Source organism: Collinsella aerofaciens (assembly GCF_005844325.1).
GTDB lineage: Bacteria > Actinomycetota > Coriobacteriia > Coriobacteriales > Coriobacteriaceae > Collinsella > Collinsella aerofaciens_G.
Genome location: NZ_SPFY01000016.1, coordinates 1 through 25,902 on the forward strand (window position 1 = coordinate 1; position 25,902 = coordinate 25,902).

Here is a 25,902-nt window from a genome sequence, read left to right on the forward strand (position 1 = left end):
TCAGGGAGGCGGGGCTGTCCCTCCCGGAATCGTCCAAATAGGTGTTGCCAATCCATGCCGAAGACCACGAGGTTCGAGAGCGTGCAGAGCGCGAGGCACCAGAGCGCCTTGGCCCACCAGGCGCGCCCGAGCGGGAAGCCCAGGCCTAGAAGCCCCCGCATCCGCGTGCGCGCGTCCGCCCGCGCGACGCACGCCACCACGAGCGAGAGAGCCACGGGCAGGAAGAGCGCGTACCAGTAGTTCCACGCGCTGAAGATCTGCACGCCCCGGTAGGGCATCGCGCCGAGCAGCGGCATCGGCAGCGCCATGAGCACGGCCAGGCGAACCGGTGCCGCGTGGCGCGACTTCAGGGCCTCAGCGCGCAGGCCCGCGAGCAGGCCGCCTTTCTCGCCCGTCATGCCGCCACCTCCCCGCGCGCTCGTCGCCCCTCCCGGCAGACGCTCATGAAGAGTTCCTCGAGGTCCTGCCCGGGTCGAAGCGCATCCTCGTAGGCGAGGCGCCCCCCGTAGATGATGCCGATGGTGTCCGCCATCTGCTGCACCTCGGAGAGGATATGGCTCGAGACGATCACCGTCGTGCCCGCCGCCGCGAAGCCGCGGATCTGGTCGCGCAGCTCCTCGATGCCGATGGGGTCGAGGCCGTTGGTGGGCTCGTCGAGCACGAGCAGGCGTGGCCGGGCGATCAGCGCCAGCGCGAGCCCCAGGCGCTGCCGCATGCCCATCGAGAAGCGCCCGGCGCGCTTCTTCCCAGTGTCCGCGAGGTCCACGGCGGCGAGCACCTCATCTATGCGGCTCTCGGGAAGGCCCAGCAGCGTGGTGCGCACGCGCAGGTTCTCGCGCGCGGTGAGGTTGGGGTAGAGCGGCGCCTCCTCGATGAGGCTGCCGATTGCGTAGAGGTCCTCGCGGCGCCAGGCGTGCCCGGCAAAGAGGATCTCCCCGGCCGTCGGCCGCAGCATTCCGCAGATCATCTTGAGCGTTGTCGACTTGCCGGCTCCGTTGGGACCGAGCAGCCCGTACACCTCGCCCTCGCGGATATGAAGGCTCACGTCGGCCACGGCGTCCTGCGCCTGGTCGCCGCGGCCGAAGCGCTTGGTGAGCCCACGTGTCTCGAGCATGTAACCCATGGGTTTATCCTTTCTCTTCCGGGCGCGCGGGCCGAGCCACCGTGCCCGCGCGCCTTACCTTTCGGGTTCACCATCCATGATGGGGCGCGTTTCTAACGAAGCCGTAACGGCCGTTGGGCTCTTTTGGCGCCAGCCCTTCTCGACCCGTACGCCACTCATGGTATGTTTATCGCGATAACAAGGACGGAGGTGCCCGTGGCACGCAATAAGTACCTGGAGGAGACGGTCGAGAAGATTCTCGACGTTGCCGAGCGGCTCTTCGTGGAGCGCGGCTACGAGCACACCACGATGATCTGAAGAGCAATACGCTAAATCGAAAAAGGCAATCGAAGCCGCGCCTGTGGACTTATCGAGGGTCGAGATTCCCGCCCCATCCATCGGCACCCAGCAGAAGGTCGTCGACATCCTCGACCGCTTCGGCACCCTAACGAAATCGCTCACCGACGGTAGGATAAACCCCCATGAATATATGAATTGACCTGCTGACTCCAATGAAGATTGGAGGGTAACTGCCAGGGGTGACGGCCCGGCGAGTGTTATTTTGCGAGCTATGCGCATTGAAAGCGACCTTTCGTGGTATAAACTACTTGCCGGAAGCCGCGGCTTTCAGGGTACGGCTTACGTGTACGTTTAACCTCCGTGGGCGACGGGGTGCCGCAAGGCGTAGAATATCGCCCACCTGTAGGGGCCTGCAGCGATGCGGGCCCCGCTTCGTATGAGGGGGCGTAACCGATGAAGATCGTATCCATCTCCCAGGACTTCTTCGACCTCGTCGATGGCGACCGTGAGCTCATGCTTAAGCGCGACCGCCCCTGCATCGCGGTGGCGAGGCTGCGTTTCCGAGGAAAGCGCAGGAACTTCGCCGTGCCGCTGCGCTCCAACATCGCCCCAATGTGCTCAAAGACCAGTACTTCGCGCTGCCGCCCCGCCCCGCGACGCGCCCCGGCTGCCGCCACGGCATCCACCACATCAAGATGTTCCCCATAACCAAGGCCTACCAGCGCCGCTTCAGGACCGAGGGCTCGGCTTACTACGAGACACTCCAGCGCATCATCGATGGCAACACCAAGCGCATTGTCTCCGAATGCCAGGCGTACCTCGACCGCTACGAGCGCGAGGGAAGGCCTCGCTTTGCCGTCGGCATCGACCGCATCGTGGGGCTGCTGGAGGGCGAGAAGTAGGGCACCTCGGCTCAGTCTCGAGCCATGCGGAGTCGCTCCGCATTTTTGAACGCCGCGTGTGCGTCCCAAATACTTGAGAAGCAAACTGCGAAGTGCAGTGGCGCGCCCGTGCCCGTGCATAGTCGTCACCATCGGCGTCTACGCGGCGTCGGCTTCAAGTGGAACTGGCGCCGCTGCTGTATATGGTTTGCCTTGCTGCAAATGGCGATCAATGCCCGCGATGCTTCTGTTTGCGCTTCAGCTCTCGCTGCTCGAAGCGCGCCTCCGCCTCATCCGCGCGACGCTGGCTTCTTGCTTGGGCCGACTCCCGCTTCATCGCTTCCCGCTGTGCCGCGAGCGCCTGTTGTGCCTTGGTGCTCACCGCGGGCCGTTTAAGGGCTTTCGCTACCTCGCGAGCGCGCCGCTTGGGGTTCTTCGCGGGCTTGCTTGTTTCAGTGGCCTTGTCGCCGAAGAACGAGAGCTTCTCCCATTCGCTTGTAACGAATCGCAGGATCTCCTCATCGGACGGCTCCGCGCCGAAGACGATGCGGGCGACGCCGTACTTTCCGCCCTCGACGTGCTCCGCCAGCCCGACCCAGAATTGACCGTCGTGATATACGGTCAGGGTGGACGACACGCTGATCTGCATGGCTGGTTCCTCCTTTATGTAGATGACCATGCAGAGAAGGGACAACCAAGGAGGCAGGTTACTGATGCGGACTCCCGCACGCCCACGACTACCCGACGGGGACTGTGTTTTCATCTCTGATGCCCGCATTGTAGCACGCGCGGATGCGCCCTTCATCGCTGCCGACATGACGTGGCTGGGATTCGTTCCTCGACACATCCTTTTGTATATTGCCTTCCCGGTTTCGAAACTTTAAATCAATTCGAGTTTCGAAACCGGGAAGGAGAGCGTATGTGAGAGGCGATATGAGCATCAACTTGATGCTTGAGGGGGAGCTCGCGTCGCTTCTGCCCATCGGGGACGTGTTCCCGAAGGTCCTCATCTCCCGCATAGGGCATGAGACCTGTACCCGGGAAGGCGTACTCGTGCTGGACCTCGCGCGGTGCTGCTCGGTGAGCAGGGGTTCTGAACACTGCGTAGGGATATAGCGCGACAGGGGGTGCAGCACCGTTTGCGCCTTGTCTAGAGAGCACGAACGAGAGATGTGGTCTGCGGACGACTGAATAGCTTCATCTGTTTTGGTTACAACGAAATGTGTGCCGCGCGCCTGCGGCATGAAGGAGGGAGATTTCTATGAATATCGTTGTATTGAGTGGTAGCCCGCGCAAGGGTGCCAATACCGACACCATGGTCGAGGCCTTTGCCGAGACCGCGCGCGAGGCCGGCCATACGGTCGAGGTCATCCGCGTTGCCGGCAAAAAGATTGCTGGTTGTCTGGGATGCCAGTACTGCTTTACCCATGAGGGCACCTGTGTGCAGAAGGATGACATGGCCGACGTGATCGAGCCGCTGAAAGACGCAGACATGGTCGTCTTTGCCTCGCCTATCTACTGGTTCGATATCACCGCGCAGGAGAAGGCCGCCATCGACCGCCTGTACGCCTTCGGTGCTACGGGCTTCCCGTTCACCAAGACGGCCCTTTTGCTCGATAGCCATAGCGAGGGCGTCTATGATGCGGCGATCGCTATGTATAAGTCAACCTGCGCGTACTGCAAGTGGGAGGATCAGGGCATTGTCACCATCAGCGGTATGACCGAGCGCGACAGCATGGTATCGTCGCCCAAGTTGAAAGAGGTGCGAGAGCTCGCTCGCAAGCTCGCCTAAGGACAAGAGGGGCGCATGGCAATCAGCACTAGCGGAAATGCTTGCTGCCCTTACCAGGAGGAATGCTGATTGCCATGCAACGATGCTCCCGCGGACAATTCCGGTGTGCTAAAACGCCTTCTCGTTCAAGAATTCTCTGAACGCGGGGATGTCGAAGCCGACGAGGCCACGCCCACGTTCCCCGATAACGCCGTCCTCGAGGAGGCGGCGTTTGTATTGGCTTGCGTAGTTGCTGGCGACGCCCATGCGTTTGGCTATCTCCGAGATCCTGCTGGGGCCAGAATCGGGCAGCATCGCGAGCAAAAACTCAATGTCTTTATCGGAAAGCTCTCGATAGGTCGTTTCGAGAGAAGCCCGATGCCATGCTTCTCGAGTTGCCTGAAGATGCCATTCATGCACGTGCGCCAGTTGCCCTGGGCTTCTTGAACATATGTCCAATCGATGCCCACTGGACCAATTTGAACGCCGTTCATGCGCGCGTGAGACTGTGAAAGGTAGCTATCTGCCGCTTCTTTGGTTCGCTCGATAATATCTTCGAGCATGCCTGGCATGGCGGAGCCATTTGCTGTACTCCATGGTGGCTCCTTTGCAAGTTTTGCTAATTTTTGCAACTTTTGCTAACTTTTGCGAGTTTTGCTAACGGCTTAGGACGGTGCGGGAAGCCCCCGTATCGTCGACATTTCCGAGGATGACCTCCGCAACGAGCGGGGCCCGGGGCGCGATATTGCTGCGCTCCGGGCCCCGCTGCTTTGTAAAACTATGGCGGTTCTGCCGTCGTCCTAGTCAAACAGACTCGGCATGTCGTTTTCTTTCATGAGGGCACCGGCGGAGGGCAGACTCTGCGCGGTGAACTTCTCGGCCGAGACGCCGGCGCCAAGGATCTCTTCGGTTGTGCCGACCGTGGTGACCGAGCGGCCCTTCTTGGCCGTAAGGGCCTGGACGCCCTGCGTGTTGGTGGTCGTCTTGGTCTTGAGCAGCGACGTGTTGAAGTTCATCAGGCGATAGTCGCTCGAGACCAGCGCGATGTCGCGATCCTCCTTGAGCACCTGGGCATACAGCAGCTTGCTGCCACCGTAGATGGCGTTCTTGAGGCGCTTGCGGTTGGTTTTGGTGACGTATCCGGCAAGTGCGACACGCACCACGCGGCCGTTTTCAAAGACAAACAGCACGTCGGCCTTGTAGTCCTCGGGGTCGATGACCCAGATGACGCTCTCGTCGGGTTCCATCTCAAGATCGGTCGGCAGGTACGAGCCCAGCTGGGCCGACTTGGTGTCCTCAAACGCCGCAACCTTGCACTTGTACACCTGGCTCTTGTTGGTAAACACGAGCAGCTCGTGCGTGTTGGAGGACGGAAACTCGATAAAGGGTTTGTCGCCGTCCTTGTACTTGAGCGTGGTCGCCTTCTTGAGCACGCGGTCTGTCATCTTCTTAAGGTAGCCATCGCGCGAGAGCATGATGGTGACCGGGTACTCCTCGACCTCGGGCTCCAAGCTTACTTCGATAACCTCATGGGGCTCAATCCTGCCCGTGCGGCGCGGCATCACGTACTTCTTGTTGACTGCGGCCAGCTCGTCGCTGATGACCTTCTTGATGTTCTCCTCGCTGGAGAGGATCTCCTCAAGCTCGGCAATCTCACCCTCTAGCTTGGCGATGTCCTTGGTGCGGTTGAGGATGTACTCTTCGTTAATGTTGCGGAGCTTGAGCTCGGCAACAAACTCGGCCTGGGTCTCGTCGATGTCGAAACCCTTCATAAGGTTGGGCACGACCTCGGCTTCAAGCTTGGTGCCGCGGATGATGGCGATGGCCTTGTCGATGTCGAGCAAGATCGCCTCGAGGCCGTGCAGCAGGTGCAGGCGCTCGGACTTTTTGCCCAGGTCATAGTTAATGCGGCGACGTGTGGACTCAATACGCCACTTGACCCACTCGTGCAGGATCTGGCGCACGCCCATAACACGGGGATAGCCATCGACGAGCACGTTGAAGTTGCACGAGAACGAATCCTGTAGCGTGGTCGAGCGATAGAGCTTGGCCATGAGCTTGTCGGGGTCGACGCCGCGCTTAAGGTCGATGGCGATGCGCAGACCCGAAAGGTCTGTCTCGTCGCGGATGTCGGCGATCTCCTTGACCTTGCCTTCCTTGGAGAGCTTGACGATGCGTTCGATGATGACATCGGTCTTGGTGGTGTAGGGGATCTCGTAGACCTCGATGATGCGCTCTTCGGGAATCCAACGCCAGCGGGAGCGGATCTGGAAGCTGCCCAGGCCGGTCTCAATAATCTTCTCCATCTCCTCGCGGCGGTAGATGATCTCGCCGCCGGTCGAGAAGTCGGGCATGGGCATGTACTCGAGCAGGTCGCAGTCGGGATCCTGCAGGTAGTGCATCGTGGCGGTGCAGACCTCGTTGAGGTTGAAGCCGCAGATGTCGGACGCCATGGCGACGCCGATGCCCTTGTTGGCCGAGACAAGGATGTTGGGGAACGTGGTGGGCAGCAGGCGCGGCTCCTTCATGGCACCGTCGTAGCTGTCGACGAAGTCGACCGGGTCCTTGTCGATGTCCTTGAAGATCTCGGCGCTGATGGGGGAGAGCTTGGCCTCGGTATAACGCGAGGCGGCGTAGCTCAGGTCGCCCGAATAGTACTTGCCAAAGTTGCCCTTCGACTCTACGAAGGGGGCAAGAAGCGCCTCGTTGCCGGTGGCCAGACGCACCATCGTCTCGTAGATCGCGGCGTCGCCGTGCGGGTTGAGCTTCATGGTCTGGCCCACGATGTTGGCGCTCTTCTGGCGCTCGCCCTTGAGCAGACCCATCTTGTACATGGTGTAGAGCAGCTTGCGGTGCGAGGGCTTAAAGCCGTCGATCTCGGGGAACGCACGCGAGACGTTGACGCTCATGGCGTAGGGCATGTAGTTGACCTCGAGCGTCTGCGTGATCGGCTGGTCGGTGACCTCGGAGTGCAGGCCGATGACGTTCTCGGCGTTGACCTGCTTTTTCTTTGGCTGGTTCTTCGTCTTCTTCTTTGCCACGATATCCTCTTGAACTTCTTATGGGCCGTCGTTATCGATTTGCTGTTACTGCAGGTCCAGCTGGTCCAGGTATTCCTTGCCGTGCTCGGAGATATGGCGCTTGCGGCCTGCCTCGTCGTTGCCCAGCAACAGATTGAACATGGTCTCCATCTTGGTGACGTCCTCGGGCTCCACCTTGATCAGGCGACGCGTCTCGGGGTTCATGGTGGTGAGCCACATCATGTCCGGGTCGTTCTCACCAAGACCCTTGGAGCGGTTGATGGAGCACTTTTGGTCGCCAATCTCCTTGAGGATGCCGTTCTTCTCGAGCTCGGTGTAGGCAAAGTAGGTCTTCTCTTTGCAGTTGATCTCGTAGAGCGGCGATTCGGCGATATACACGTAACCCTCGTCGATAAGCGTGGGCACCAGGCGGTAGAGCATGGTGAGCACGAGCGTACGGATGTGATAACCGTCGACGTCGGCGTCCGTACAGATGATGACCTTGTTCCAGTTGAGGTTGTCCAGGTCAAAGGCACCAAGGTTTTTGATGCGCTTGTCCTTGATCTCCACGCCGCAGCCCAGCACGCGCATGAGGTCCATGATGATGTCGGACTTAAAGATGCGCGGATAGTCTTCCTTCAGGCAGTTGAGGATCTTACCGCGGACGGGCATAACGCCTTGGAACTCGGCGTCGCGCGAGGTGCGAATGGCGCCTGCTGCCGAGTCGCCCTCTACGATGTAGATCTCGCGGCGGCTCTTGTCCTTGGAGCGGCAGTCGATGAACTTCTGCACGCGGTTGGCCATGTCGGTCTTCTGCTGTAGGTTGGTCTTGATGCTCTGACGCGTCTTCTCGGCGTTCTCGCGCGAACGCTTGTTGATGAGCACCTGCTCCATGATCTTGTTGGCAGCGTCTTTGTTCTCGATTAGGTAGGTTGAGAGCCGCTCCTTAAAGAAGGCCGTCATAGCCTGCTGGATAAAGCGGTTGTTGATGGCCTTCTTAGTCTGGTTTTCATAGGACGTCTGGGTGGAGAAGCAGTTGGTCACCAGCACCAGACAGTCCTGGACGTCCTGCCACTTAATGCCGCTCTCGTTTTTGTTGTACTTGCCCTGTTGCTTAATGTAAGCATCGATGGCACTGGTCAGAGCGCTGCGGGCGGCCTTCTCGGGCGAGCCGCCATTCTCGAGCCACGATGAGTTGTGGTAGTACTCCTGCATCATGATGGTGCGCGAGAAGCACATGCACGCGGTGATCTTTACATTGTAGTCGGGCAGGTCCTCGCGATCGCGACCGCGACGGTCGGCCTCGATAAAGAAGGGCTCGGTGAGGTAGTCGGTACCGACCTTCTCGAGCACGTAGTCTTCGATGCCCTTGGGATAGCAAAAGTCCTCTTCGGAAAACTCGCCATCGTCGCCCTCAATGCGCAGGCGGAAGGTCACGTTGGCGTTGACCACGGCCTGGCGGCGCATGGTCTCGCGATACCAATCGTGGGGGATGCTGATGGAGGTAAAGACCTCAAGATCGGGGCGCCATTTGATGGTGGTGCCGGTACGGTCCTCGTCGCTGGGCTCAATCTCGAGTGCCTTCTTTTTGGCGCCAACGACCTTGCCCTTTTTAAAGTGCAGGGAGTACTTGTTGCCGTCGCGCCAAACCGTGACGTCCATGTATTCGGAGGCGTACTGGGTCGCGCACGAGCCCAGGCCGTTGGTACCGAGCGAGAAGTCGTAGTCGCCGCCCTGGTTGTTGTTGTATTTGCCACCTGCGTAGAGCTCGCAAAAGACGAGCTCCCAGTTAAAGCGCTTCTCGGAGGGGTTCCAGTCGAGCGGGCAGCCGCGGCCGTTGTCCTCTACCTGAATGGAACCATCGCGAAAGGCGGTAAGGGTGATGAGCTTGCCGTAGCCCTGGCGCGCCTCGTCAACGGCGTTGGACAGGATCTCGAAGGCGGCATGCGCGCAGCCGTCGAGTCCGTCCGAGCCAAAGATGACGGCGGGGCGCAGGCGTACGCGCTCCTCGTCCTTGAGCTGACGAATACTGTCGTTACCATAGTTTGCGGTGTTTTTTGCCATGCTCGCTCTCTTGGTACTTCCTCTTGTGTATTTAAGTCGTATAGATAGTCAAGGTAGCATAGCCCAGCCCGTGGGCGATTCCAACCAACACGAAATCCATCGAACAATCGTTCGGATTAACAGGGATAGTGTTTAGTGGTAGCGCGGCATTGTTAAACAAATTTGGATACAGATGAATTTTATTTAATAGGGATCTAGTTTTACTAAACAAAATCGAACGATGCTGATCGCACGAGCGGGCACATCGATCGACTATCAATCACGTTTACTCGGACAAAACCGAGTCGGTTCTGTCCGAGTAAGTTTGAATAGTGAACCGAAGTTGTAATGTCCGCATGGCGATGACAGACATGGTTTTCATAATGACAGATATAGTTGACATCCTTTGATGGATGCAATATATTTCTGTCATGTTGCAACGGATATCTGTCCATTACTACGAAAGGAACTCCATGCCGGGCAAAAGGAACCTACGCATGAAGGCGGCGCGCGCGGCGGTTGGCCTTTCGCAAGCTGACTTGGCCGAGGCCGTGGGCGTTACGCGCCAGACCATCGGCCTTATCGAGGCGGGCGGCTACAACCCCACGCTCAACTTGTGTGTGGCAATCTGTAAAGCGCTGCGCGTTACGTTGAACGATCTGTTTTGGGAAGACGGGATCGACGTCGACCCTAACGCTCTTTAGAAGTTCGCTATGAAATTTGAAGATTTAAAACTCGTGCAAAAGTGGCGTGAATATGCCGGCCCAAAGGATGAGCGCCTGGAGGCTGAGAGCGCGAAGGTCTACAAGATTGGTTTCGTGCTGCTTTCGTTTGGCATGTTGATGATCTTTTTCTACCAGTTTATAGCTCGACAGGTTGCGTGGGTTCACAGCGACGCCAGTGAAATGCCGCATGGCTTTGCAGCGCCGTTTGAGGCAGCCATGTATTTGTGGCTCGTTCTCGTGATGTTGATTTGCGCAGGACTGCAAACGCGGAAGGGCTATGTCGATACCAATCGTTTTGGGCAAACCGAGTATCTTCCTGTTGGATATTTCCTGCTTCTCAGCGGTCTTAGCGGCGCCGCGTTCGCGCTTGTTATTGCCGCAATGCGCTGTATCGCTGAGGCGCAGATCGTACCGCTCGAAAGCGTCTTTTGGTTGGCGAACCTGGCCACGGGCGTGTTCTGCGGCGCGACGATTTTCGCGGCCACGTTTGCTGTCCTGTGCGCAACGTTTTTCACGGCGAAAAGACGCCGTGCCAAGCTCGAGGCAGAACTCAACTCCTCTGACGACATCTAATGCGTAATGGGCTGGCTCTGGGTATCCAGAACCAGCCCATTTGATGTTCGATGAGCCGAGTCGGCGTCTCTCACAAAAGTAACTAGGAGCTAGCGAGGCTTATCAGAATTGACCTCATCGGCGGTGTCTTTTTCGAGCGCCGTGCGGCGGGCGCTGTAGGCGATGAGGCCGGCGCCTGCCGCGGCGAGTGCTGCAGCGGCTGCCGTAAGGGGAGCATTGACATCGCCCGTGCCAGCGAGCGCGCCCGCTTTTCCGGAGCGCTTGTTAGTGCCGTGGTCCTTGCCACTGCTGGAGCTGCTTCCGCCGGAGCCGCCGCCCTTGTCAGTACCGCCGCCACTCGTGCCGCCATCGCCGTCGACCGTCATCGGGGCGTCGTGAAGTTCCGTCGTATCCGCGTTGTCGCATACGCCGACCTGAACTTCTGAGCGTTCGCATGCCGCGTCGGGCACATGAAGCTCGTGCAGCACGGCACCCAGCGCCGAGTTTGCGCCCGGTCGAATTTCCTCGAGCGTTACGGGATCGAGCGCCACCAGATTACGCGCCTTCGCATATAGCGTTACACGTTTGCCCACTTCATCGCTCCAACTCTCGGGGATGGCGAAGCTCATGCGGAACTGTGCCGTGCAACCCGGTGCCAGCACGGCGTTGCCACTGTCGGCTACCAGCGGGTGCGTTGCAAAAGGTGTGCCCAGCGTCTCGAGCGCGTACTTCACGTGTGCCGTGTCGTTGGCCGAAGCGTCCTCGGCAAGCTCTGGATCGTAGATCGATGCCATGCGTGTGTTCGCTCCGAACCCGATGGATGCGCTGGAGAACGGCTGGCTGGAGCCCTCTCGGTACAGATCGATTGTGCCGGCGGTCAGCAAGGTGTTGCCGTCGTTTCGCACCGTGACCATGAAGGATTCGCCTGCTGCTCCGGGCACCACCGCGCCCGAGGTAGCGACTGCGCCCGTCGGAGTGGCACACGCCACCAAGGGCACTTCGATGCCGTGTAGTTCTGCCTCGCTCTTCTCCGCGCTCACAATGTGCGTGGCGAGCGCGGAGAGCATGCTCCCCGACGTCAAAAATGTCGTTATCTGATCGACGGGATGGTCCAGCTCGCACATCACGAACGGCTCCGTAAACAGATCGCCTGCCAAGGTGCTGGCGAAGATGCGGAAGTGCTTGCCCATCACTGCTACCGGGTTGCCTTCTTCGTCGTAGGTTTGCCCCACCTTGCCATCGGTGTTCTCTACATAGAGCACGCACCTGCCGTTGTTGCTTACGCTAAACGATGCCGGGCCACAGCCTGCGGCACCCACGGGCTGCGTTGCAAATGCCGATGCGCCTCGCGTCCAAGTAATATGCTGCAGTTGCTCGTTGACGGTAGCCAAAAAGCCCGTGTGCTGCGGCCACGGCACCGCGTGGGGTACTGTGGCATCTGGCGACATAACGCCCCAGCTCGCAATGGACTGGCCGATCACGGCGTACGATGCACAGCCACAACCGCCTGCGGTCTCGTATGCAATGGGCACCACCATTTTGCCGTTGATATTCTCGGGCGCGCCGAGCTCGATGCTCGACGGTGCCTGCGGAAAGCGGAGGACCTGACGGAACGTGAGACTGTCGCCCGAAACGTCCGACCACAGGGTAAAGCACTCCAGCGCAACCTCGGCCTCGCTGCCGAGCGTCTTTTCTGCGGTGGTTCCGCGGCGGTGGAGGTAGGCGCCCGACAGGCGCCCGTCGACAAGTGTCTTGCCCACCGTGATGCGTGGGCACTGCAGGCAATGGTAGCCATCCTCCTGAAGGCGGCCGCGCGAGATGCTGCGCCACGACGTGTGCGATATCACGCGAACTCCGTCGTTGCTTATGCGCAGGCGCACAACGGACAGTATGCCGGATGTGCTCGCCGTATCGAAAAGGGTGTTGTCGCCGGCGGGGCGCTCGCCCGAGACCAGCAGCACGTAGGCGTCCTGGTTTCCTCTTCCGTCCGTATATTCCACTACGTCGAAGTCGTAATCGTATATGCTGTCGCGCTCCACGTCGCCCTCGCCAAACCCAAGGGGAAAGTCCACAGGCGTGGGAGCGGACCACGTCCCGTTTGCCTTTGTGTGTACCACCAGGCGCGAGCGACCATTGTCGCCGTAGCGCACCGAGGCGATACGGAACAGGCATTCTACGCCGGCAATCATTGCCAGCTTCATGTGGGCTTCGCTGAGCACGCCAGCAAACAGCACGTTGTCGCTCGAGGGCTTGATGCCGCCACGCTCGTCCTCCGACACGCCGGCAGAATCGGCGTTCGGGTCGGCAACGGTGTTCGTTGCCTGACCGATGTAGGTGTACTCATACATCGGCGCGGCGTTTTCGTCGTTCTCTATCAGTGCATGGACGAAATGCTCGATCTGTCCCGTGTCGTCGCTTTCTGCATCCGCCTCGAGCTCAATGCGCGTGACCGCCCGATCCCAATCGCGCACGACAGGCGCGGCGTTTACGGCAGTGGCCTTAACCTCGGCGCGTGCGAGCAGCTCGGCGTTGGTGACGATGGTGGCCGATGCGATAAATTGCGGAACGCCGCCCGCCTCGATGTTGCCGGGCGTGCCGAAGCGGGCGTCCAGCGTGTAAGGCGTATCTCCACCCAATGCGAGCTCAGAGCGCTGGAGCGCATACTGGTCGCCATTGTTCACCGACATATTCCACGAATCGATGAGTGTGGGCCACGACCCCGACCAAGCCTTGGTGGTCCACTTGAACATTACGAACTGGAGTATCACATCGACATCGACGTCTGCACCTACGCGCAGTCGCGGAAGCTGGTGTCCATCCGCCTTCTCGTACCCAATGAACAGCGTGAGGGATGCGGCGCCGCTCACGGCAGACGAAGCGACGCCTGCAACGCCGGCGCCAAAGGTGACGGCGAGCCCGATCTGGATGGTGAACGAGCCCGACGTGTTTGAATAGTCGAGCGAAATGTTTTTAAAAAACGCCGCGCCGCTGCCGTGCGTGTGGGCACCCACGGCGAGCGCCAGTTTTGCCAGCACCCAGGGGTTGACGTTTAGGAAAAATGGCACCGGTCCTAGGGTAAACTGCTCGGTCCAATTGAGGTCGGTTCTTACCTGGAAGAGGGCCTTAATATTGCCGTATGCGGGGTCGTTGTTGTTACCCCAGGTTTTGCCCACCCAATCGTAGGCGAGCGAGCCGTACAGCTGTGTGGCGATATCCATCGTGAACAGCGGCGTGCAATGGTGGCGAAGGAGCTTGGTGTTTCTTGGATCGGTGCCCGAACCGGCACTCATCCTCTTGTACTGATTCCACTTCCCCTCCATCTCGTCGAGGTAGCGGTTTGCCTGCTTGGCGCCCGACTCGCGCGGCGATTTCTTCCAGTATTCCGGATCAGGGTTGCCCGAATCGTTCATATAGCTAGCTGGTTTGTACCCTCCGCCAAACAGCACGTATCCAGCAAACGAGAAATCGAACAGAATGGGAAATGTGGGCATCCAGCACGTGAACTTATTGCCGCCGATACCGGGAAACGCCGCGGGGAAATCAAACGGAGTGATCTCTTGGTCCATGGTGGTGGGAATGATGGTGGTCGAGCCCGATTCCGCCTTTGCGGCCGGCGCGGTGACAACGGCCATAGGGGATGAGAGCGTGTAGGTTTTGCCCTGGTAGTCGAGCATAAAGCGCAGCTTGCACCCTTCCTCCAGAAGGCCCGAAGCTGCATCGAGGAACGTGTCTTCGAGCGTGAACGTCGCCAGATTATCCGCGCCCGATGCGCTGGCCTTGATCTGGCCGATCTGCGTGACGGTTTCGGTTGAGCTGCCCGCAGAGGGCATCACTTTATTGATATGCAACGTTGCCTGCCCGCCCTGCGGCAGATGAGCCTGCACGGTAAAAGCGTGCGTGTCGGGCTGGTCGTTTGCTGCTTCGTCCGCTGGCATTGCCATAAACGTGGCGTCGGCGTACTGGATGTCCCATTCGTCGAACGTGAGCTGTCGAAAGTACGGCTCGCCATCGGAGAGCGGACGTGTGGGTGCGGTAATAGCGGTGCCGCCCTGGATACGCGCAAGGGGAATCTCGACATCGCGGTAGCCTGCCATGCTAATGGAGATGCCGCCGTTAAAGTCGTACGCGTCGAGAAGCGTTGCCTCGTCCACGTAGCCTTCTGAAAGAGGGGCGACCTCAAAGATGGCCGTGCCTTCGTCATCGGTCGTGGCGGTGAGCTGCTTGCCTGCGGCATAGCGCGATATGAGCGTGACCTGGGCACCCGTGATGGGCGTATTCTTGTTGGCGACGTCGACCACGACCACACCGAACATGGTGCGCGAGAGAACGAGCACCCTGAAGGGGTCTTTTTCGTCGGCATGGGCTTCGGTGGGTGCGAACGGCAATATGAAGGCGTTTGCGCTTCCCGGCACGCGCGGCATCATAATGCTCGCTAACGAGGACGCTCCGGCGACAAGTAACGAACGGCGATCAAGCATCTTGGGCTCCCATCCCGCAAGTATCGGTGGAAATAATCCAATTTTGCGAGAAGGCGCCCCGTGGCGGTAGTGCCGTTCAAGGGTCAAAATGTCCAAATTGATCGAGCGAAGCGCCGGGTTCCGGAACGCGTTCGATGCGCTTGGTAGTCCGGTCGCTAACGTAACATATGCGCGACCAGCTCGGCGCGTGTGCCGATGCCAAGCTTTGCGTATACGCCGGATAGGCGGTTTTTGACGGTGCCCGGCGATACTCCCATATGGCGTGCGATTTCGGCGTTGGTCCACCCACGACAGGCGAGCATGGCCATGGTGAATTCCGTGGTCGTTAGATCGTCGGCAACGTCCTCGCCCGAATCGGGGTTGTGGATGCGCCGCCAGCCGTAGCTGAAGCGGTACGTGATCTCGATGATGCGCGCGAAGTCGTCAGGGTATTGCGTTTTTAGGCATGCCTCGATAAGCCCCTGTAAAAGGCCGTGATGCTCGCCAATGAGCTCAATAAGGCCGTCGGGACGCGCAATGTTCCAAGCAACTCCGAAGTGCGTTTTTGCGGCGTCGATGTCCTTGAGGCTCATGCATGCCATGGAAGCTGCCAAGTGCAGGAACAGCTCCGAGATGGGATAACTTCCCTGTTTCATGATCAGGGCGTTTTCCGCCATGCCCAGGCTGCGGCCATATTCGCCGCGCAGGTACAGGGCATGCGCCATCACGTAGCTGGCGAACAGGCGCAGACCTTCGGGCAGATGCGCCGCAAGCGGATAAAACTCTTCGGCGGAATACGGGGAAGGCAAGTGCAGCAGGACGCTCGCGGCCGAGGCGAACAGGATATGCGTGGCGTGGACGGCGGGCGACTCCTCGTCAGCCGGCGTATCGAGGATGCCCGCAAGGCACCGGCGGGCGTCGGCGATACGGTTGAGCGACAGGCTGGCGTATCCGCAGATAAAGCATGCGGAATAGCACAGCGCGGGATCGGTGGCGTCAAGATAGGGGCGCGCCGTCTTGGCAGCGAGGGCGGCCTGTCCGCGAAAGTACAGCGCTTCTGCCGTGGCGATGGTGCGTGAATCGGGGTCGGAAATGCCTGCAACCGCAGCGTCAATCTGCCCCGGCACAAAGGCGGTGCACATCAACGGCATGGGAACGCATGGGTAGCCATCGCAGTCCATCTTCCATCTCCCAACAGCTGGCAACAATGCAGCAATTGTACTCCTGTTGCTCGGGACCCCTTTCGTTTTACTGTTCGGTTAACGCTGCGGATCGTTTTGGAAGGCTTACGAGTATGGTAGTACCGTTCTCGGAACTTTCTTCGACCTCTACCGTGCCACCGTGAAGCGCTGCAATCTCCCAAACGAGCGCTAGTCCGAGTCCTGCGCCGCCGTATGCCCTACTGCGGGATTTGTCTAGACGAAAGAACGGCTGGAAGATGCTCTCACGGTACTGCTTGGGTATTCCCGGGCCCTGGTCCTCGACTCGCAGGAACACATGGCTGTCGTTGTCGCAGATGGAGACGTTGACAGTCGAGCCGGTGCGGCTGTAACGGATGGCATTTTCGACCAGGTTAAACACCAGCCTATAGAGGAGCGTGTCGCTCCCGATTACTAAAGCGTCTCCAGCACAATTGAGGGCTATGCCCTTATTTTCGGCAAGTGGCGCAAGGTCGGTGAGGACCTCTTCGGACAAAGGACCAAGTTCCACATCGTCCTCGCAAGGGACGCTGCGGAGCTCACTCATCTCGAGCAATACCTTGGCCATTCGAGACATGCGCTCGGTTTGTTCTTGTAGCAGGCCGAGCAGCTCGGCTGTTTCGGGTTGCAAACCGGAGTGCTCGGAGATGAATAGTTCAATCTGTGCTTGCATAAGGGCGAGCGGGGTGCGCAGCTCGTGTGCGGCGTTGCCGGTAAACTGACGCTGTGCAGAGAACCCTTCGCCAAGACGGGCGATCATGTCGTTGAAAGAGGCGCTGCATCGTTGTAGCTCGGTGGGCACATCTTCACTGAGTCTGATTTCGCTTAGGTTGTCAGGCTGCACGCGCTCAACCTGGGCTGCAAAAGCCCGTAGCGGTTTGAGTGCACGGCCGCTCACAAAGTATGCCAGCACGCCGCCAAGGAGTGTGACTCCAGCCGTGATGTACCAAGCTGTCGTGCCAAAAGATTCCTGTGCGTCGTTTACGACGATCGTGACCTTGTCATCGGGGGTCGCTTTCGTTGGGTCGAACACCTGGGGCGAATCCGCGCCGGCAGCGTTAAAGGCCGAGATGTCACTGCCGATGGCATCCATATAGCGCATGCCCGTATAGCCGACCAGGCAGTTCGTCAGCACGCACGCCGCACACGTCAGCAGCGCCGTCATGATCGTTATGCGCCATTGCAGCGAAAGCCTTTTCATTCGCTATCCTCCATAACGTAGCCCTCTCCAATCCGATTGCGAATCGGGTCGTATCCCAAAGCGCTGCGCAACTTTTTTCGGAGCGACGAGATGTGAACGCGGGTTGCGTTGCTAAAGCTGTTCACGGTGCTATCCCAAACGTGCTCGATAAGCTCCTCTTGGCTTACCGGTCGCCCCTGATTAAGTATCAGGTATTCCAAGATTCCCGTTTCCTTGCGTGTAAGAGATAAGGCCTCGCTGCCCACGGAAGCGATGCGCGCCTTGGTGTCAAAGCTGAGTTTTCCGCAGGTTAATACTATGTCGCTTTGTGCGAAGCGCCTGAGGGTAAGGCTGCGGATCCTTGCCGCAAGTTCGTCCAGATGAAACGGCTTGGTGAGGTAATCGTTGGCGCCGGCATCGAGTCCGTCGACCTTATCGGATACTTCGCCACGCGCGGACAGAATCAGCACCTTGGTCTCGCAGTCGGTTTTCCTAAGTTCCCTGAGTACGGTCATGCCGTCGATACGGGGAAGGTTGAGGTCGAGTACCACGAGGTCAAAGACTTCGACGCCCAGCAGGTCGAGCGCCTCCCGTCCGTCGTGACAGCAGTCGACGCTGTATGCCAGGTTTCGCAAGCTGCGCGCGATTGCGTCACACAGCGCCCGCTCGTCCTCGACGATCAAAATACGCATAACAGTCTCCTTGCACATTTCAAATCGCGCCTAACACGGATTTTATAGTCGATATGGTCCAATGGTCGCGTAACGAAAGGAGTGGTCGAGTTGTTCAAAGCGGTAAAACCCATGGTACAGGTCGCTTTGTTGATCGTCGGAATTGCCATGGTGTGCTTTGGTGTTATGCGTGGCGAGGCGGATGCCGTGCTGGCCAAAGCGATTAGGCTGTGCTTGGAGTGTATCGGAATTGGATAAAAGAGCAAACACCGCGTCGCATGTTTTGGCCCGATTTCGCGGACTCATTCAGGCGGCGGCGACGCTGGTCACCAACATTCACCTGCCAAACTTTGCCAAAGGCGGCATCTATCAGGGCGCGGGGAAAACAGTCTGCGTACCTGGACTTAATTGCTATTCGTGCCCCGCGGCATCGGGCGCGTGCCCCATCGGGTCGTTCCAGTCGGTGGTAGGTTCATCCAAGTTCAACTTTTCTTACTATGTTACCGGTACGCTCATTTTGCTCGGCGTGCTGCTGGGACGCTTTGTATGTGGCTTTCTGTGTCCGTTTGGCTGGCTTCAGGAGCTGCTTCATAAGATTCCCGGCAAAAAGTTCTCCACAAAAAAGCTTAAGCCGCTCACGTACATCAAGTACGTCGTGCTGCTGTTTGCCGTGGTGCTGCTGCCCGTCTTGGTGGTTAACGACGTGGGCATGGGCGACCCGTTCTTTTGTAAGTACATCTGTCCGCAGGGCGTGCTCGAGGGCGCCATTCCGCTGGCCATTGCCAACGCCGGCATTCGATCTGCGCTGGGGCAGCTCTTTACCTGGAAACTTGCCGTTCTCATTGCCGTAGTAGTGCTGAGCGTTTTGTTCTATCGCCCCTTCTGCAAATGGATTTGCCCGCTCGGCGCATTCTATGCGCTCATGAATAGGGTGTCCTTGTTGGGGATTCAGGTTGACGCGTGCAAATGCGTCTCGTGCGGCAAGTGTTCAAGGGTTTGTCAGATGGACGTTGATGTGGTCCGCGCGCCCAATCATGCCGAATGTATCCGGTGCGGAAAGTGCATCGGGGCCTGTCCTGTCGATGCCATCAGCTATCGCTATGGCCTGGATGTGTCGGCGGAAAAGCTTCCCTTGACCGCCGATAAAAAGTAAACAAGCTTCGACAAAACGGAGGAATGATCATGAAGCTTTCTAAGATTGCGGCCCTGTTTATGGTGCCGGTATTGGCCTTGTGCCTTGTGGCATGTTCGGCGTCCGGTGGCAATGCGAGCGAATCTGCGAGCTCCGATCCTAAGATCGCAGAACTCACTGCGCAGAAGCCGACCAATGCCGACGAGGCCGCCGAGCTGTATGCGAAGCTCATGAAAAAGGAGAACGATATCCTTTCGAGTGATAACGCGCCGTGGGAAAAGGTATTCAATGCGGCAAATAAAGACTCGGTAATGATTGAGGACGGCAGCAATTACGGCGATTTCCTGCTCAAGACCATCGACGGTGCCAAGGATGAGTTCACGGCGGATGAGCTTAAGACGCTCAAGGCCGGTGCGCAGCAGATCAAGGAGATCGAGGACAAGCTCGAGAGCCTGGAGAAGGAGTTCCCCGGCTGTGGAAGCACGCCGAGCTCAGGCGAGAGCGTCGACGCTTCGACCGCTGGCATGACGGCTGGTGCCAATACTTCGAGCGAGGCGACGAAGTTCCCCAGCTTTACGGGCAAAGACCTGGATGGCAACGACGTGAGCAGCGACGAGCTGTTCGCTAAGAACAAGGTCACCGTCATGAACTTCTGGTTCACCACTTGCAAGCCGTGCGTGGGCGAGCTGGGCGATCTTGAGAAACTGAATAAGGAGCTTGCCAAGAAGGGCGGCCAGGTCGTGGGCGTCAATTCCTTTACGCTCGATGGCAACAAGGGCGAGATTGCGGATGCCAAGGACGTGCTGAGCAAGAAGGGCGTGACATATAAGAACATCTGGTTCAAGTCGGATAGCGAGGCCGGTAAGTTTACGTCAAATTTGTTCTCGTTCCCGACAACGTATGTCATCGATCAGAATGGCAACATCGTAGGGGATCCAATCGTGGGAGCCATCAGCTCCGCCGAGCAGCGCGCAGCACTCGACAAGCTTATCGACCAGGCGATTGCGAATAGCGAGCAGTAAAAACCGCGTAAAGCATAGCGAGGATCGTGTGTCGCTGTGCGAAGTAGTCTGCTGCCTTTCAAGATAAGCTCCACCATATAGAGGTCCCGCTCGGGACCTCTTCTTTTGGGCGCCGTCCCGTTCGTTTTTTGGCGCGGTTTGTTACATTCCTCACTGGCGTCGGCAAAAAATGGGGATAGAGTAGGACAAAAGCGTCGAATACGAACGGCGGAGGAGAGCGGGCAGGGTGCCTGCGCAGGAGAGGTTGCCGTCCATGCTGGAGCTCAAAGGTATTTGCAAAAGGTACGTTACGCAGTCGTTTACGCAGGTAGCGCTCGACAGCGTGAGCCTGTCTTTTCGCGATAACGAGTTCGTGGCCATTCTGGGACCTTCGGGGTCGGGCAAAACTACGATGCTCAACGTTATCGGTGGGCTCGATCATTTCGATTCTGGCGACCTGCTGATCGACGGTATTTCGACCAAAGACTTTCACGATCGCGATTGGGATGCCTACCGCAACAACCGCATCGGCTTTGTGTTCCAAAGCTATAACCTCATTCCGCATCAGACCATTTTGGAAAACGTGGAGCTGGCGCTCACGCTCACGGGCGTGGGGCATGCCGAGCGTCGCCAGCGTGCGCGCGAGGCGTTGGAGAAAGTCGGCTTGGGCGAGCACGTTAACAAGCGCCCGAGCCAGCTATCGGGCGGGCAGATGCAGCGCGTGGCCATTGCCCGCGCCCTGATCAATGACCCTGAGATCGTCCTTGCCGACGAGCCGACTGGCGCTTTGGATTCAACGACATCCGTGCAGGTTATGGATTTGCTCAAAGAAGTTGCGCGCGACCGTCTGGTCATCATGGTCACGCACAATCCCGACCTGGCATACCAATACGCCACGCGCATCGTCAACCTGGCGGACGGCAAGATCACCGATGATTCCGATCCTTTCGATGTCGCTGACGCCACGCGCCGCGAGGCCAAGCCTACGCGCAAAACCTCGATGAGCTTTGTGACGGCGCTGGGGCTTTCTGCCCGAAACCTCATGACCAAGAAGGGCCGCACGGCCATGACGGCCTTTGCGGGCTCGATTGGCATTATCGGTATCGCGGCGATTCTGGCGCTGTCCAACGGCGTAAACGGCTACATCAAAAAGGTCGAGGAGGATACGCTCTCGAGCTACCCGCTCACCATTTCCAAGCAGGATTACGACCTGTCGTCCATGATGGGCGGACAGGGGGCTGCGGATGATGACTCGCCTGAAAACGTGGATTCGTCCGACGACAGTGCCGAAACCGATAAGATTCCCGTGGTCACGGCCGTAAAGGATATGTTTGCGAGCGTTAAGTCCAACGACATGACGAGCTTTAAGGCATGGCTTGACGACGGCGGCGACGGTATCGACAAAGAGGTCAACGCCATTCAGTACGGCTACGGTGTATCGCCGGTTGTCTATCGTGCCGGCAAGGGCGATGAGAAGCCCGTTCGGCTTGTTCCCAACGCAATGACCGAGGCTATGAGCGGAGGCGCGAGTTCGGCGGCAACGGTGAGCATGGAATCCATGGGAACCTCGGTCTTTAACGAGATGATTGACGACCAGAGCCTGCTCGACAGCCAGTACGATGTCGTCGCCGGTCATTGGCCCACGTCTGCCAACGAAGCCGTGATGGTGCTTTCGAGCCGCGGTACGGTGGGCGACTATACGCTCTACAGCATCGGTGCGCTGGATATCGATGAGCTCAACGATCTGGTAAACAGTGCCATGACGGCCGACGGTGGGGTCAAAGCACCCGAGACCGGCACCGACTTTACCTACGACGATGCGCTGTCCACGACGTTTAAGGTGCTGTCGCCGGCCGATGCCTATCGCAAAAACGAAGAGACCGGCATGTGGACCGACATGTCTGGTGACGCCGACTTTATGGCCGCCAAGGTTGCCGATGGCATCGACGTACACATCGTGGGTGTGGTGCGCCCTAACGAGACGGCCAATGCGAGTGCGTTGTCTCCGGGCATTGCCTATACACATGCGCTGACTCGCCAGCTTATGGAGCGCGCCGCCGATTCGCAGATTGTGCGGGAGCAACTCGCCCACCCCGAGACGGATGTCTTTACGGGCAAAACCTTCGACGAACTGCAAGGCGAGGCCAAACAAGGCGTGGATCTGGGCAGCATGTTCAGTGTGGACGAGGCGGCGCTCAAGAGCGCGTTCTCGTTCGATACCTCCGTGCTCTCGGGTGTTGCCGGCGGTATGGACCCGTCGTGTCTTGACTTGTCCGAGCTGGACATTGACCTTTCGGGCGTAGGGAAGGATATCGACTTCAGCGACATCATGTCTAAGGCGCCAGCCCCCGATTTCTCGGGTGTCTTCGATGGGTTGGAGCTTACACCCGAGCAGATGCAGCAAGTGGGGGCGCTCGCCAACCAACTGTTCACGGGCTTTATGCAGTCGGAACAGTTTAAGGCGCTGACGCCCGAAGATCTTAAGGACGCGTCAAAGCTTGCCGCCGCGTTCTCGACGTATCTTGAGAGTGATACGGCAGCCCAGCAAATCCTGGCTCAGCTCAAGGCACTCGGCGGCGATGCCCTGGCCGAGCGCCTGCAGCAGGCGATGACCGACTATGTACAAAAGCAGCTGGCTCCGTATCTGCAGCAGGCTCTGGATCAGATGATGAAGTCGATCAGCGACCAGATTGCGACGACGGTGTCAACTCAGCTCAAGGCAGGCGCGGCAGGGCTCATGGGCCAGATGGCGACGCAGATGTCATCGAGTTTTGCCAACCTGGCGAGCGCTATGCGTGTGGATGCGAGCGCCTTTGCCCGCGCCATCCACTTCAACATGGACGCCGAGGACCTGAGTTCGCTTATGATGAGTTATGCCAAGGCATCGCAGCTTACCTATGACAACAACCTGACCACACTGGGTTATGCGGACGAGGCAGACCCCATCTCGGTCAAGATTTTCCCGCGCGACTTTGAGGCGAAGGAGCGCGTGCTCGACCATATCGATGCGTATAACAAGCAGGTCAAAGCTGCTGGCCACGATGAGCAGGCGATTTCGTACACCGACTATATGGGAATCATTATGGGCTCGGTGACCGACATTGTGAATACCATCAGCTTGGTGCTCATCGCATTCGTGAGCATCAGCCTAGTGGTGAGCTCCATTATGATCGGCATCATCACCTACATCAGCGTGCTGGAGCGCAAAAAGGAGATTGGCATCCTGCGCGCGATCGGCGCGTCGAAGCGCAACGTGGCCAACGTATTCAATGCCGAGACCTTTATCGAGGGCCTCATCGCCGGCGTCTTTGCCATTGTCGTCGTGGTGCTCGTGAGCTTTCCGGTTAATACCTGGGCGCTTGCGGCCAAACAGGTGCCCAATCTGATGAGCCTGCCCGTGCAGGATGCGCTGGTGCTCATCGCAATTTCAGTGCTGCTGACGGTCGTTGCCGGCCTGCTGCCGGCCCGCAGCGCATCCAAGAAGGACCCCGTCGAAGCCCTGCGCTCCGAATAATGCGACAAAGGGACAGTCCCTTTGTCACATTGAGACCCTTGCGAAAACGGGGTCTAATTACCGTTCGGCAGGTTAAGAACTCCCTCTCCCCGCTTAATGCTTGACGAAGAGTCCTCTGGTTTATATACCTATCGGTAGGCATATAGGATGTATTGCCGATAGAAATGGAGCAACCATGACTCTCACCACACCAGCCAAAAAAGATTGTCTCCGTGAAAGCGGCGCATTTGCTTGGGTCGTCGTTATTGCGCTCGGCTTAATGTCCGCCGGAACAACTGGCACATATAGCATTATTGCCGGCTCATTCGTTGCTCCAGTATGTGAAGATCTGGGCTTTGACTACACTTCTTTTTCTTTCTATTTCACCGCGATTCTTCTTGGCCTTGCGCTTGGGCTTCCGCTTTTGAGTCGCTTCATTCCAAAAGTAATCGGCAAACCATGGCATATTTGCATTGAACTCGTCCTTATTGCCGCCGGCGCCGCAATGGCGTTCTACACCGAGGTCTGGATGTTCACCGTCTCCGCCGCAGTGATCGGCATCTGCTTTTCGTTTACAACGGGCGTCTGCATGTCCGATGTCATTGACCAATGGTTCAGCAAATCGTCCGGTCTCGCCATCGGCCTCGCTTGGGGCGTTAATTCTCTCTGCACGCTGTTATTGAGTCCTGTCATTACGCTGGTCATCGAGCAGCAAGGCTGGCGTACGGGATACATCGTGCTTGCGGCCGTTTCTGCAGCTATGATTTTGCCTGCAAGCGCATTTATCATTCGCCTTAACCCCTCTGATCGCAATATGCTTCCGTACGGAGAGACCGTCTCCGAAACCCATGAGAGCTGCAGCGCCGATGAGCAGGAAGATGTCCTTTCGGGCATGGCACTCCGCGATGCCGCGAAAACGCCGTCTTTTATTCTCTGTGTCCTCTTGCTTTGCGTGGCGCAGCTCACCTGCTGCATGAACCAGCTGTTTCCAACCTATGCAAGCGAGGTCGGTTTCAATCCTATCGTAGGAAGCTTAATGGTCTCGGCAGCTTCACTCTCCGATATCTTCCTAAATCCCTTCGTGGGCAAAACATGCGACAAGCTTGGCGCTATTAAAGCAACGGTCGCATGGACAGGTGTCAGCATTCTTTCATTCCTGCTTCTTATCATTGGCGGAAGCAATGAGACCGTTTCCATCATTGCAGCTGGTGTAAACGATGTCATGTTCGCCATCGTTGGAACCGCAATGCCGATGCTTCTCCTCTCGCTCTTTGGATCACGCGATTTTGGAAGGATCTATTCGATCGTTTGCTCAGCGGGCTATGTCGTCGGTGCTTTTGGAATGCCGGTCATGATGAAGGTTTACGGCATGGCAGGGTCATTCCAGGGAGTATTTATCTTCTGCATTGCCTGCAACCTTATGATTGCTGCGTTTGCTATCGTTTCCGGCTTTCTCAATAAGGCTGCTGAAAAGTAATAAGCGCCGATTGCACCGGCATAGATTGCCACGCAACAGGGGTCGACTCCAAGCCAGATTGGAGTCGACCCCTGTTTTCGTTTTAAAGGTTGCCCGCAGGCACCATGGGCGCCAACATGCGCTTCAGCTTGGCTGGTCTATTTGAACATAAGCTCGACTATTCCCGCCCAAACCGCTTTCTCATCAATATCCTCACCTTGAGCGACCGTATTGCTTGCTCCCTCCAGAACGGTATAAAGAATTTGTACGTAGAGCATTACGTCGGCGCTATCGGAAAACGCGCCAATCTCTACACCATGAAGAAGGATGTCTTTAAGCGCATCCATGGTTCGTTTGGTCGCCGTCGCTTGACGTTCCTGAACTGCAGGAATTCGATTTGCTTGAACGCTAACCTCGGCCAGCACGCGCCGGCGCTTTTCATCGCTTCGATAGCCACCTATAACTGAATTGCCGAGCTCGATAAGCGCGGCCTTGAACCCGTCCCTATCGACTATTAGCGAGTAGTCGCGCCGATAGTCAATGGTCGGAAACATGCTGTCCAAGAGCGTAGTGAAAATCTCCTCTTTTGAGGGAAAGTAGTAGTACACCGACGGCTTGGATATACCGACAAAGTCGCAAATCTTTCCGATAGACGCTTTGTCATAACCGACTTCTGCCACAAGATCGTACATTGCGTCCAATATTTTTTTTCTTGTGCTCACGCTGCATTTCTCCATTGCAAATCACTTCCGCACTACCAACATTATTAAGGATGGCAACGGAACATCAATTCGTGTCCAAACATGACCACTATATACGGCGAACGGTATGTATCAGTAGGCGAGCGGCAATTATTCAAAATTATCTACCGAACGGTAGGTATAGTAGTACTATAGCAGGTGAAACCCCGCTATTGTCG

General features: G+C 57.9%; 21 protein-coding genes. 11 read left to right on the forward strand and 10 right to left on the reverse strand.

The genetic code is table 11. The features are described from left to right. Both FGQ61_RS06160 and FGQ61_RS06165 read right to left on the reverse strand, forming a co-directional pair. Nucleotides 1–398, reverse strand: a 398-nt coding sequence (locus FGQ61_RS06160) for an ABC-2 family transporter permease (RefSeq protein WP_465038283.1), incomplete at its 3' end; no start/stop codon positions are given. Further along, on the reverse strand, nt 395–1,123 hold the full coding sequence (locus tag FGQ61_RS06165) for a lantibiotic protection ABC transporter ATP-binding protein (protein WP_138374932.1): 729 nt from the start codon (nt 1,121–1,123) through the stop codon (nt 395–397). The genes FGQ61_RS06165 and FGQ61_RS06160, both read right to left, overlap by 4 nt. A 195-nt stretch (nt 1,124–1,318) precedes the next feature. Here FGQ61_RS06165 and FGQ61_RS06170 point away from each other — a divergent pair, with 195 nt between their 5' ends. Both FGQ61_RS06170 and FGQ61_RS06180 read left to right on the forward strand, forming a co-directional pair. Beyond that, nucleotides 1,319–1,420, forward strand: a complete 102-nt coding sequence (locus FGQ61_RS06170; RefSeq protein WP_212745448.1) for a TetR family transcriptional regulator — start codon at nt 1,319–1,321, stop codon at nt 1,418–1,420. Nucleotides 1,421–2,016: 596 nt separating this feature from the next. Continuing rightward, on the forward strand, nt 2,017–2,304 hold the full coding sequence (locus FGQ61_RS06180) for a hypothetical protein (protein ID WP_138374933.1): 288 nt from the start codon (nt 2,017–2,019) through the stop codon (nt 2,302–2,304). A 208-nt stretch (nt 2,305–2,512) separates the two neighbouring features. Here the strand turns inward: FGQ61_RS06180 and FGQ61_RS06185 are convergent, their stop codons facing one another. Continuing rightward, a complete protein-coding gene (locus FGQ61_RS06185) occupies nt 2,513–2,932 on the reverse strand; it encodes a YjdF family protein (protein WP_138374934.1) in 420 nt (139 codons plus the stop codon). A 612-nt stretch (nt 2,933–3,544) separates the two neighbouring features. Between FGQ61_RS06185 and FGQ61_RS06190 the strand changes: the two genes are divergently transcribed. Together FGQ61_RS06190 and FGQ61_RS06195 are read left to right on the forward strand one after the other, a co-directional pair. Then, nucleotides 3,545–4,075, forward strand: coding sequence for a flavodoxin family protein (locus FGQ61_RS06190; RefSeq protein WP_138374935.1), 531 nt, complete (start codon nt 3,545–3,547; stop codon nt 4,073–4,075). 69 nt (nt 4,076–4,144) lie between these two features. Next, nucleotides 4,145–4,501 carry a hypothetical protein gene (locus FGQ61_RS06195; protein ID WP_138374936.1) on the forward strand — a complete coding sequence of 119 codons (357 nt, stop codon included), beginning with the start codon at nt 4,145–4,147 and terminating at the stop codon, nt 4,499–4,501. Nucleotides 4,502–4,854: 353 nt separating this feature from the next. On the opposite strand, the gene FGQ61_RS06200 is transcribed toward FGQ61_RS06195, so the two are convergent. After that, the gene (locus FGQ61_RS06200) at nt 4,855–7,095 is read right to left on the reverse strand and encodes a DNA gyrase subunit A (protein ID WP_138374937.1); all 2,241 of its coding nucleotides are present in this window, start codon (nt 7,093–7,095) and stop codon (nt 4,855–4,857) included. Between the two features lie 45 nt (nt 7,096–7,140). Then, nucleotides 7,141–9,138 carry a DNA gyrase/topoisomerase IV subunit B gene (locus tag FGQ61_RS06205; RefSeq protein ID WP_138374938.1) on the reverse strand — a complete coding sequence of 666 codons (1,998 nt, stop codon included), beginning with the start codon at nt 9,136–9,138 and terminating at the stop codon, nt 7,141–7,143. A gap of 452 nt (nt 9,139–9,590) precedes the next feature. On the opposite strand from FGQ61_RS06205, the gene FGQ61_RS06210 reads away from it, so the two are divergent. Then, nucleotides 9,591–9,821 carry a helix-turn-helix transcriptional regulator gene (locus FGQ61_RS06210; RefSeq protein ID WP_138374939.1) on the forward strand — a complete coding sequence of 77 codons (231 nt, stop codon included), beginning with the start codon at nt 9,591–9,593 and terminating at the stop codon, nt 9,819–9,821. Nucleotides 9,822–9,830: 9 nt separating this feature from the next. After that, entirely contained in the window at nt 9,831–10,415 is a 585-nt protein-coding gene (locus FGQ61_RS06215) for a hypothetical protein (protein WP_138374940.1), read from the forward strand. A gap of 89 nt (nt 10,416–10,504) precedes the next feature. Here FGQ61_RS06215 and FGQ61_RS06220 read toward each other — a convergent pair whose 3' ends face one another. From FGQ61_RS06220 to FGQ61_RS06235, 4 genes are all read right to left on the reverse strand, one after another. After that, nucleotides 10,505–14,872: a hypothetical protein gene (locus tag FGQ61_RS06220; protein ID WP_138374941.1), complete on the reverse strand. Its 4,368-nt coding sequence runs from the start codon at nt 14,870–14,872 to the stop codon at nt 10,505–10,507. Between the two features lie 155 nt (nt 14,873–15,027). Beyond that, complete coding sequence (locus FGQ61_RS09645; RefSeq protein WP_212745450.1) at nt 15,028–16,032, reverse strand: helix-turn-helix domain-containing protein; 1,005 nt, start codon at nt 16,030–16,032, stop codon at nt 15,028–15,030. Nucleotides 16,033–16,099: 67 nt separating this feature from the next. Next, nucleotides 16,100–17,251 carry a HAMP domain-containing sensor histidine kinase gene (locus FGQ61_RS06230; RefSeq protein WP_138374942.1) on the reverse strand — a complete coding sequence of 384 codons (1,152 nt, stop codon included), beginning with the start codon at nt 17,249–17,251 and terminating at the stop codon, nt 16,100–16,102. Next, nucleotides 17,248–17,940 carry a response regulator transcription factor gene (locus FGQ61_RS06235; RefSeq protein ID WP_138374943.1) on the reverse strand — a complete coding sequence of 231 codons (693 nt, stop codon included), beginning with the start codon at nt 17,938–17,940 and terminating at the stop codon, nt 17,248–17,250. Before FGQ61_RS06235 ends, FGQ61_RS06230 begins: the two co-directional genes overlap by 4 nt. A gap of 147 nt (nt 17,941–18,087) precedes the next feature. Here FGQ61_RS06235 and FGQ61_RS09820 point away from each other — a divergent pair, with 147 nt between their 5' ends. The 5 genes from FGQ61_RS09820 (at nt 18,088) to FGQ61_RS06260 (ending at nt 25,004) form a co-directional block, all read left to right on the forward strand. Continuing rightward, nucleotides 18,088–18,159, forward strand: coding sequence for a CD1871A family CXXC motif-containing protein (locus FGQ61_RS09820; RefSeq protein WP_254179316.1), 72 nt, complete (start codon nt 18,088–18,090; stop codon nt 18,157–18,159). Further along, nucleotides 18,152–19,054: a 4Fe-4S binding protein gene (locus FGQ61_RS06245; RefSeq protein WP_138374944.1), complete on the forward strand. Its 903-nt coding sequence runs from the start codon at nt 18,152–18,154 to the stop codon at nt 19,052–19,054. The genes FGQ61_RS09820 and FGQ61_RS06245 overlap by 8 nt, the downstream gene beginning before the upstream one ends. A gap of 29 nt (nt 19,055–19,083) precedes the next feature. Then, nucleotides 19,084–20,055, forward strand: a complete 972-nt coding sequence (locus FGQ61_RS06250; protein ID WP_138374945.1) for a TlpA family protein disulfide reductase — start codon at nt 19,084–19,086, stop codon at nt 20,053–20,055. A gap of 253 nt (nt 20,056–20,308) precedes the next feature. After that, a complete protein-coding gene (locus FGQ61_RS06255) occupies nt 20,309–23,548 on the forward strand; it encodes an ABC transporter ATP-binding protein/permease (protein ID WP_138374946.1) in 3,240 nt (1,079 codons plus the stop codon). Nucleotides 23,549–23,723: 175 nt separating this feature from the next. Beyond that, the gene (locus FGQ61_RS06260) at nt 23,724–25,004 is read left to right on the forward strand and encodes an MFS transporter (protein WP_138374947.1); all 1,281 of its coding nucleotides are present in this window, start codon (nt 23,724–23,726) and stop codon (nt 25,002–25,004) included. A 137-nt stretch (nt 25,005–25,141) separates the two neighbouring features. Here the strand turns inward: FGQ61_RS06260 and FGQ61_RS06265 are convergent, their stop codons facing one another. After that, entirely contained in the window at nt 25,142–25,705 is a 564-nt protein-coding gene (locus FGQ61_RS06265; protein ID WP_171021531.1) for a TetR/AcrR family transcriptional regulator, read from the reverse strand. Nucleotides 25,706–25,902: the final 197 nt, after the last annotated feature.

Bases quoted from the DNA above. Each gene is read 5' to 3' on its own strand.
- FGQ61_RS06260 (WP_138374947.1), top strand. From the start codon at position 23,724: ATGACTCTCACCACACCAGCCAAAAAAGATTGTCTCCGTGAAAGCGGC.
- FGQ61_RS06165 (WP_138374932.1), bottom strand. From the start codon at position 1,123: ATGGGTTACATGCTCGAGACACGTGGGCTCACCAAGCGCTTCGGCCGC.
- FGQ61_RS06185 (WP_138374934.1), bottom strand. From the start codon at position 2,932: ATGCAGATCAGCGTGTCGTCCACCCTGACCGTATATCACGACGGTCAA.
- FGQ61_RS06190 (WP_138374935.1), top strand. From the start codon at position 3,545: ATGAATATCGTTGTATTGAGTGGTAGCCCGCGCAAGGGTGCCAATACC.
- FGQ61_RS06220 (WP_138374941.1), bottom strand. From the start codon at position 14,872: ATGCTTGATCGCCGTTCGTTACTTGTCGCCGGAGCGTCCTCGTTAGCG.
- FGQ61_RS06230 (WP_138374942.1), bottom strand. From the start codon at position 17,251: ATGAAAAGGCTTTCGCTGCAATGGCGCATAACGATCATGACGGCGCTG.
- FGQ61_RS06210 (WP_138374939.1), top strand. From the start codon at position 9,591: ATGCCGGGCAAAAGGAACCTACGCATGAAGGCGGCGCGCGCGGCGGTT.
- FGQ61_RS06250 (WP_138374945.1), top strand. From the start codon at position 19,084: ATGAAGCTTTCTAAGATTGCGGCCCTGTTTATGGTGCCGGTATTGGCC.
- FGQ61_RS09645 (WP_212745450.1), bottom strand. From the start codon at position 16,032: ATGGACTGCGATGGCTACCCATGCGTTCCCATGCCGTTGATGTGCACC.
- FGQ61_RS06215 (WP_138374940.1), top strand. From the start codon at position 9,831: ATGAAATTTGAAGATTTAAAACTCGTGCAAAAGTGGCGTGAATATGCC.
- FGQ61_RS06255 (WP_138374946.1), top strand. From the start codon at position 20,309: ATGCTGGAGCTCAAAGGTATTTGCAAAAGGTACGTTACGCAGTCGTTT.
- FGQ61_RS06235 (WP_138374943.1), bottom strand. From the start codon at position 17,940: ATGTGCAAGGAGACTGTTATGCGTATTTTGATCGTCGAGGACGAGCGG.
- FGQ61_RS06205 (WP_138374938.1), bottom strand. From the start codon at position 9,138: ATGGCAAAAAACACCGCAAACTATGGTAACGACAGTATTCGTCAGCTC.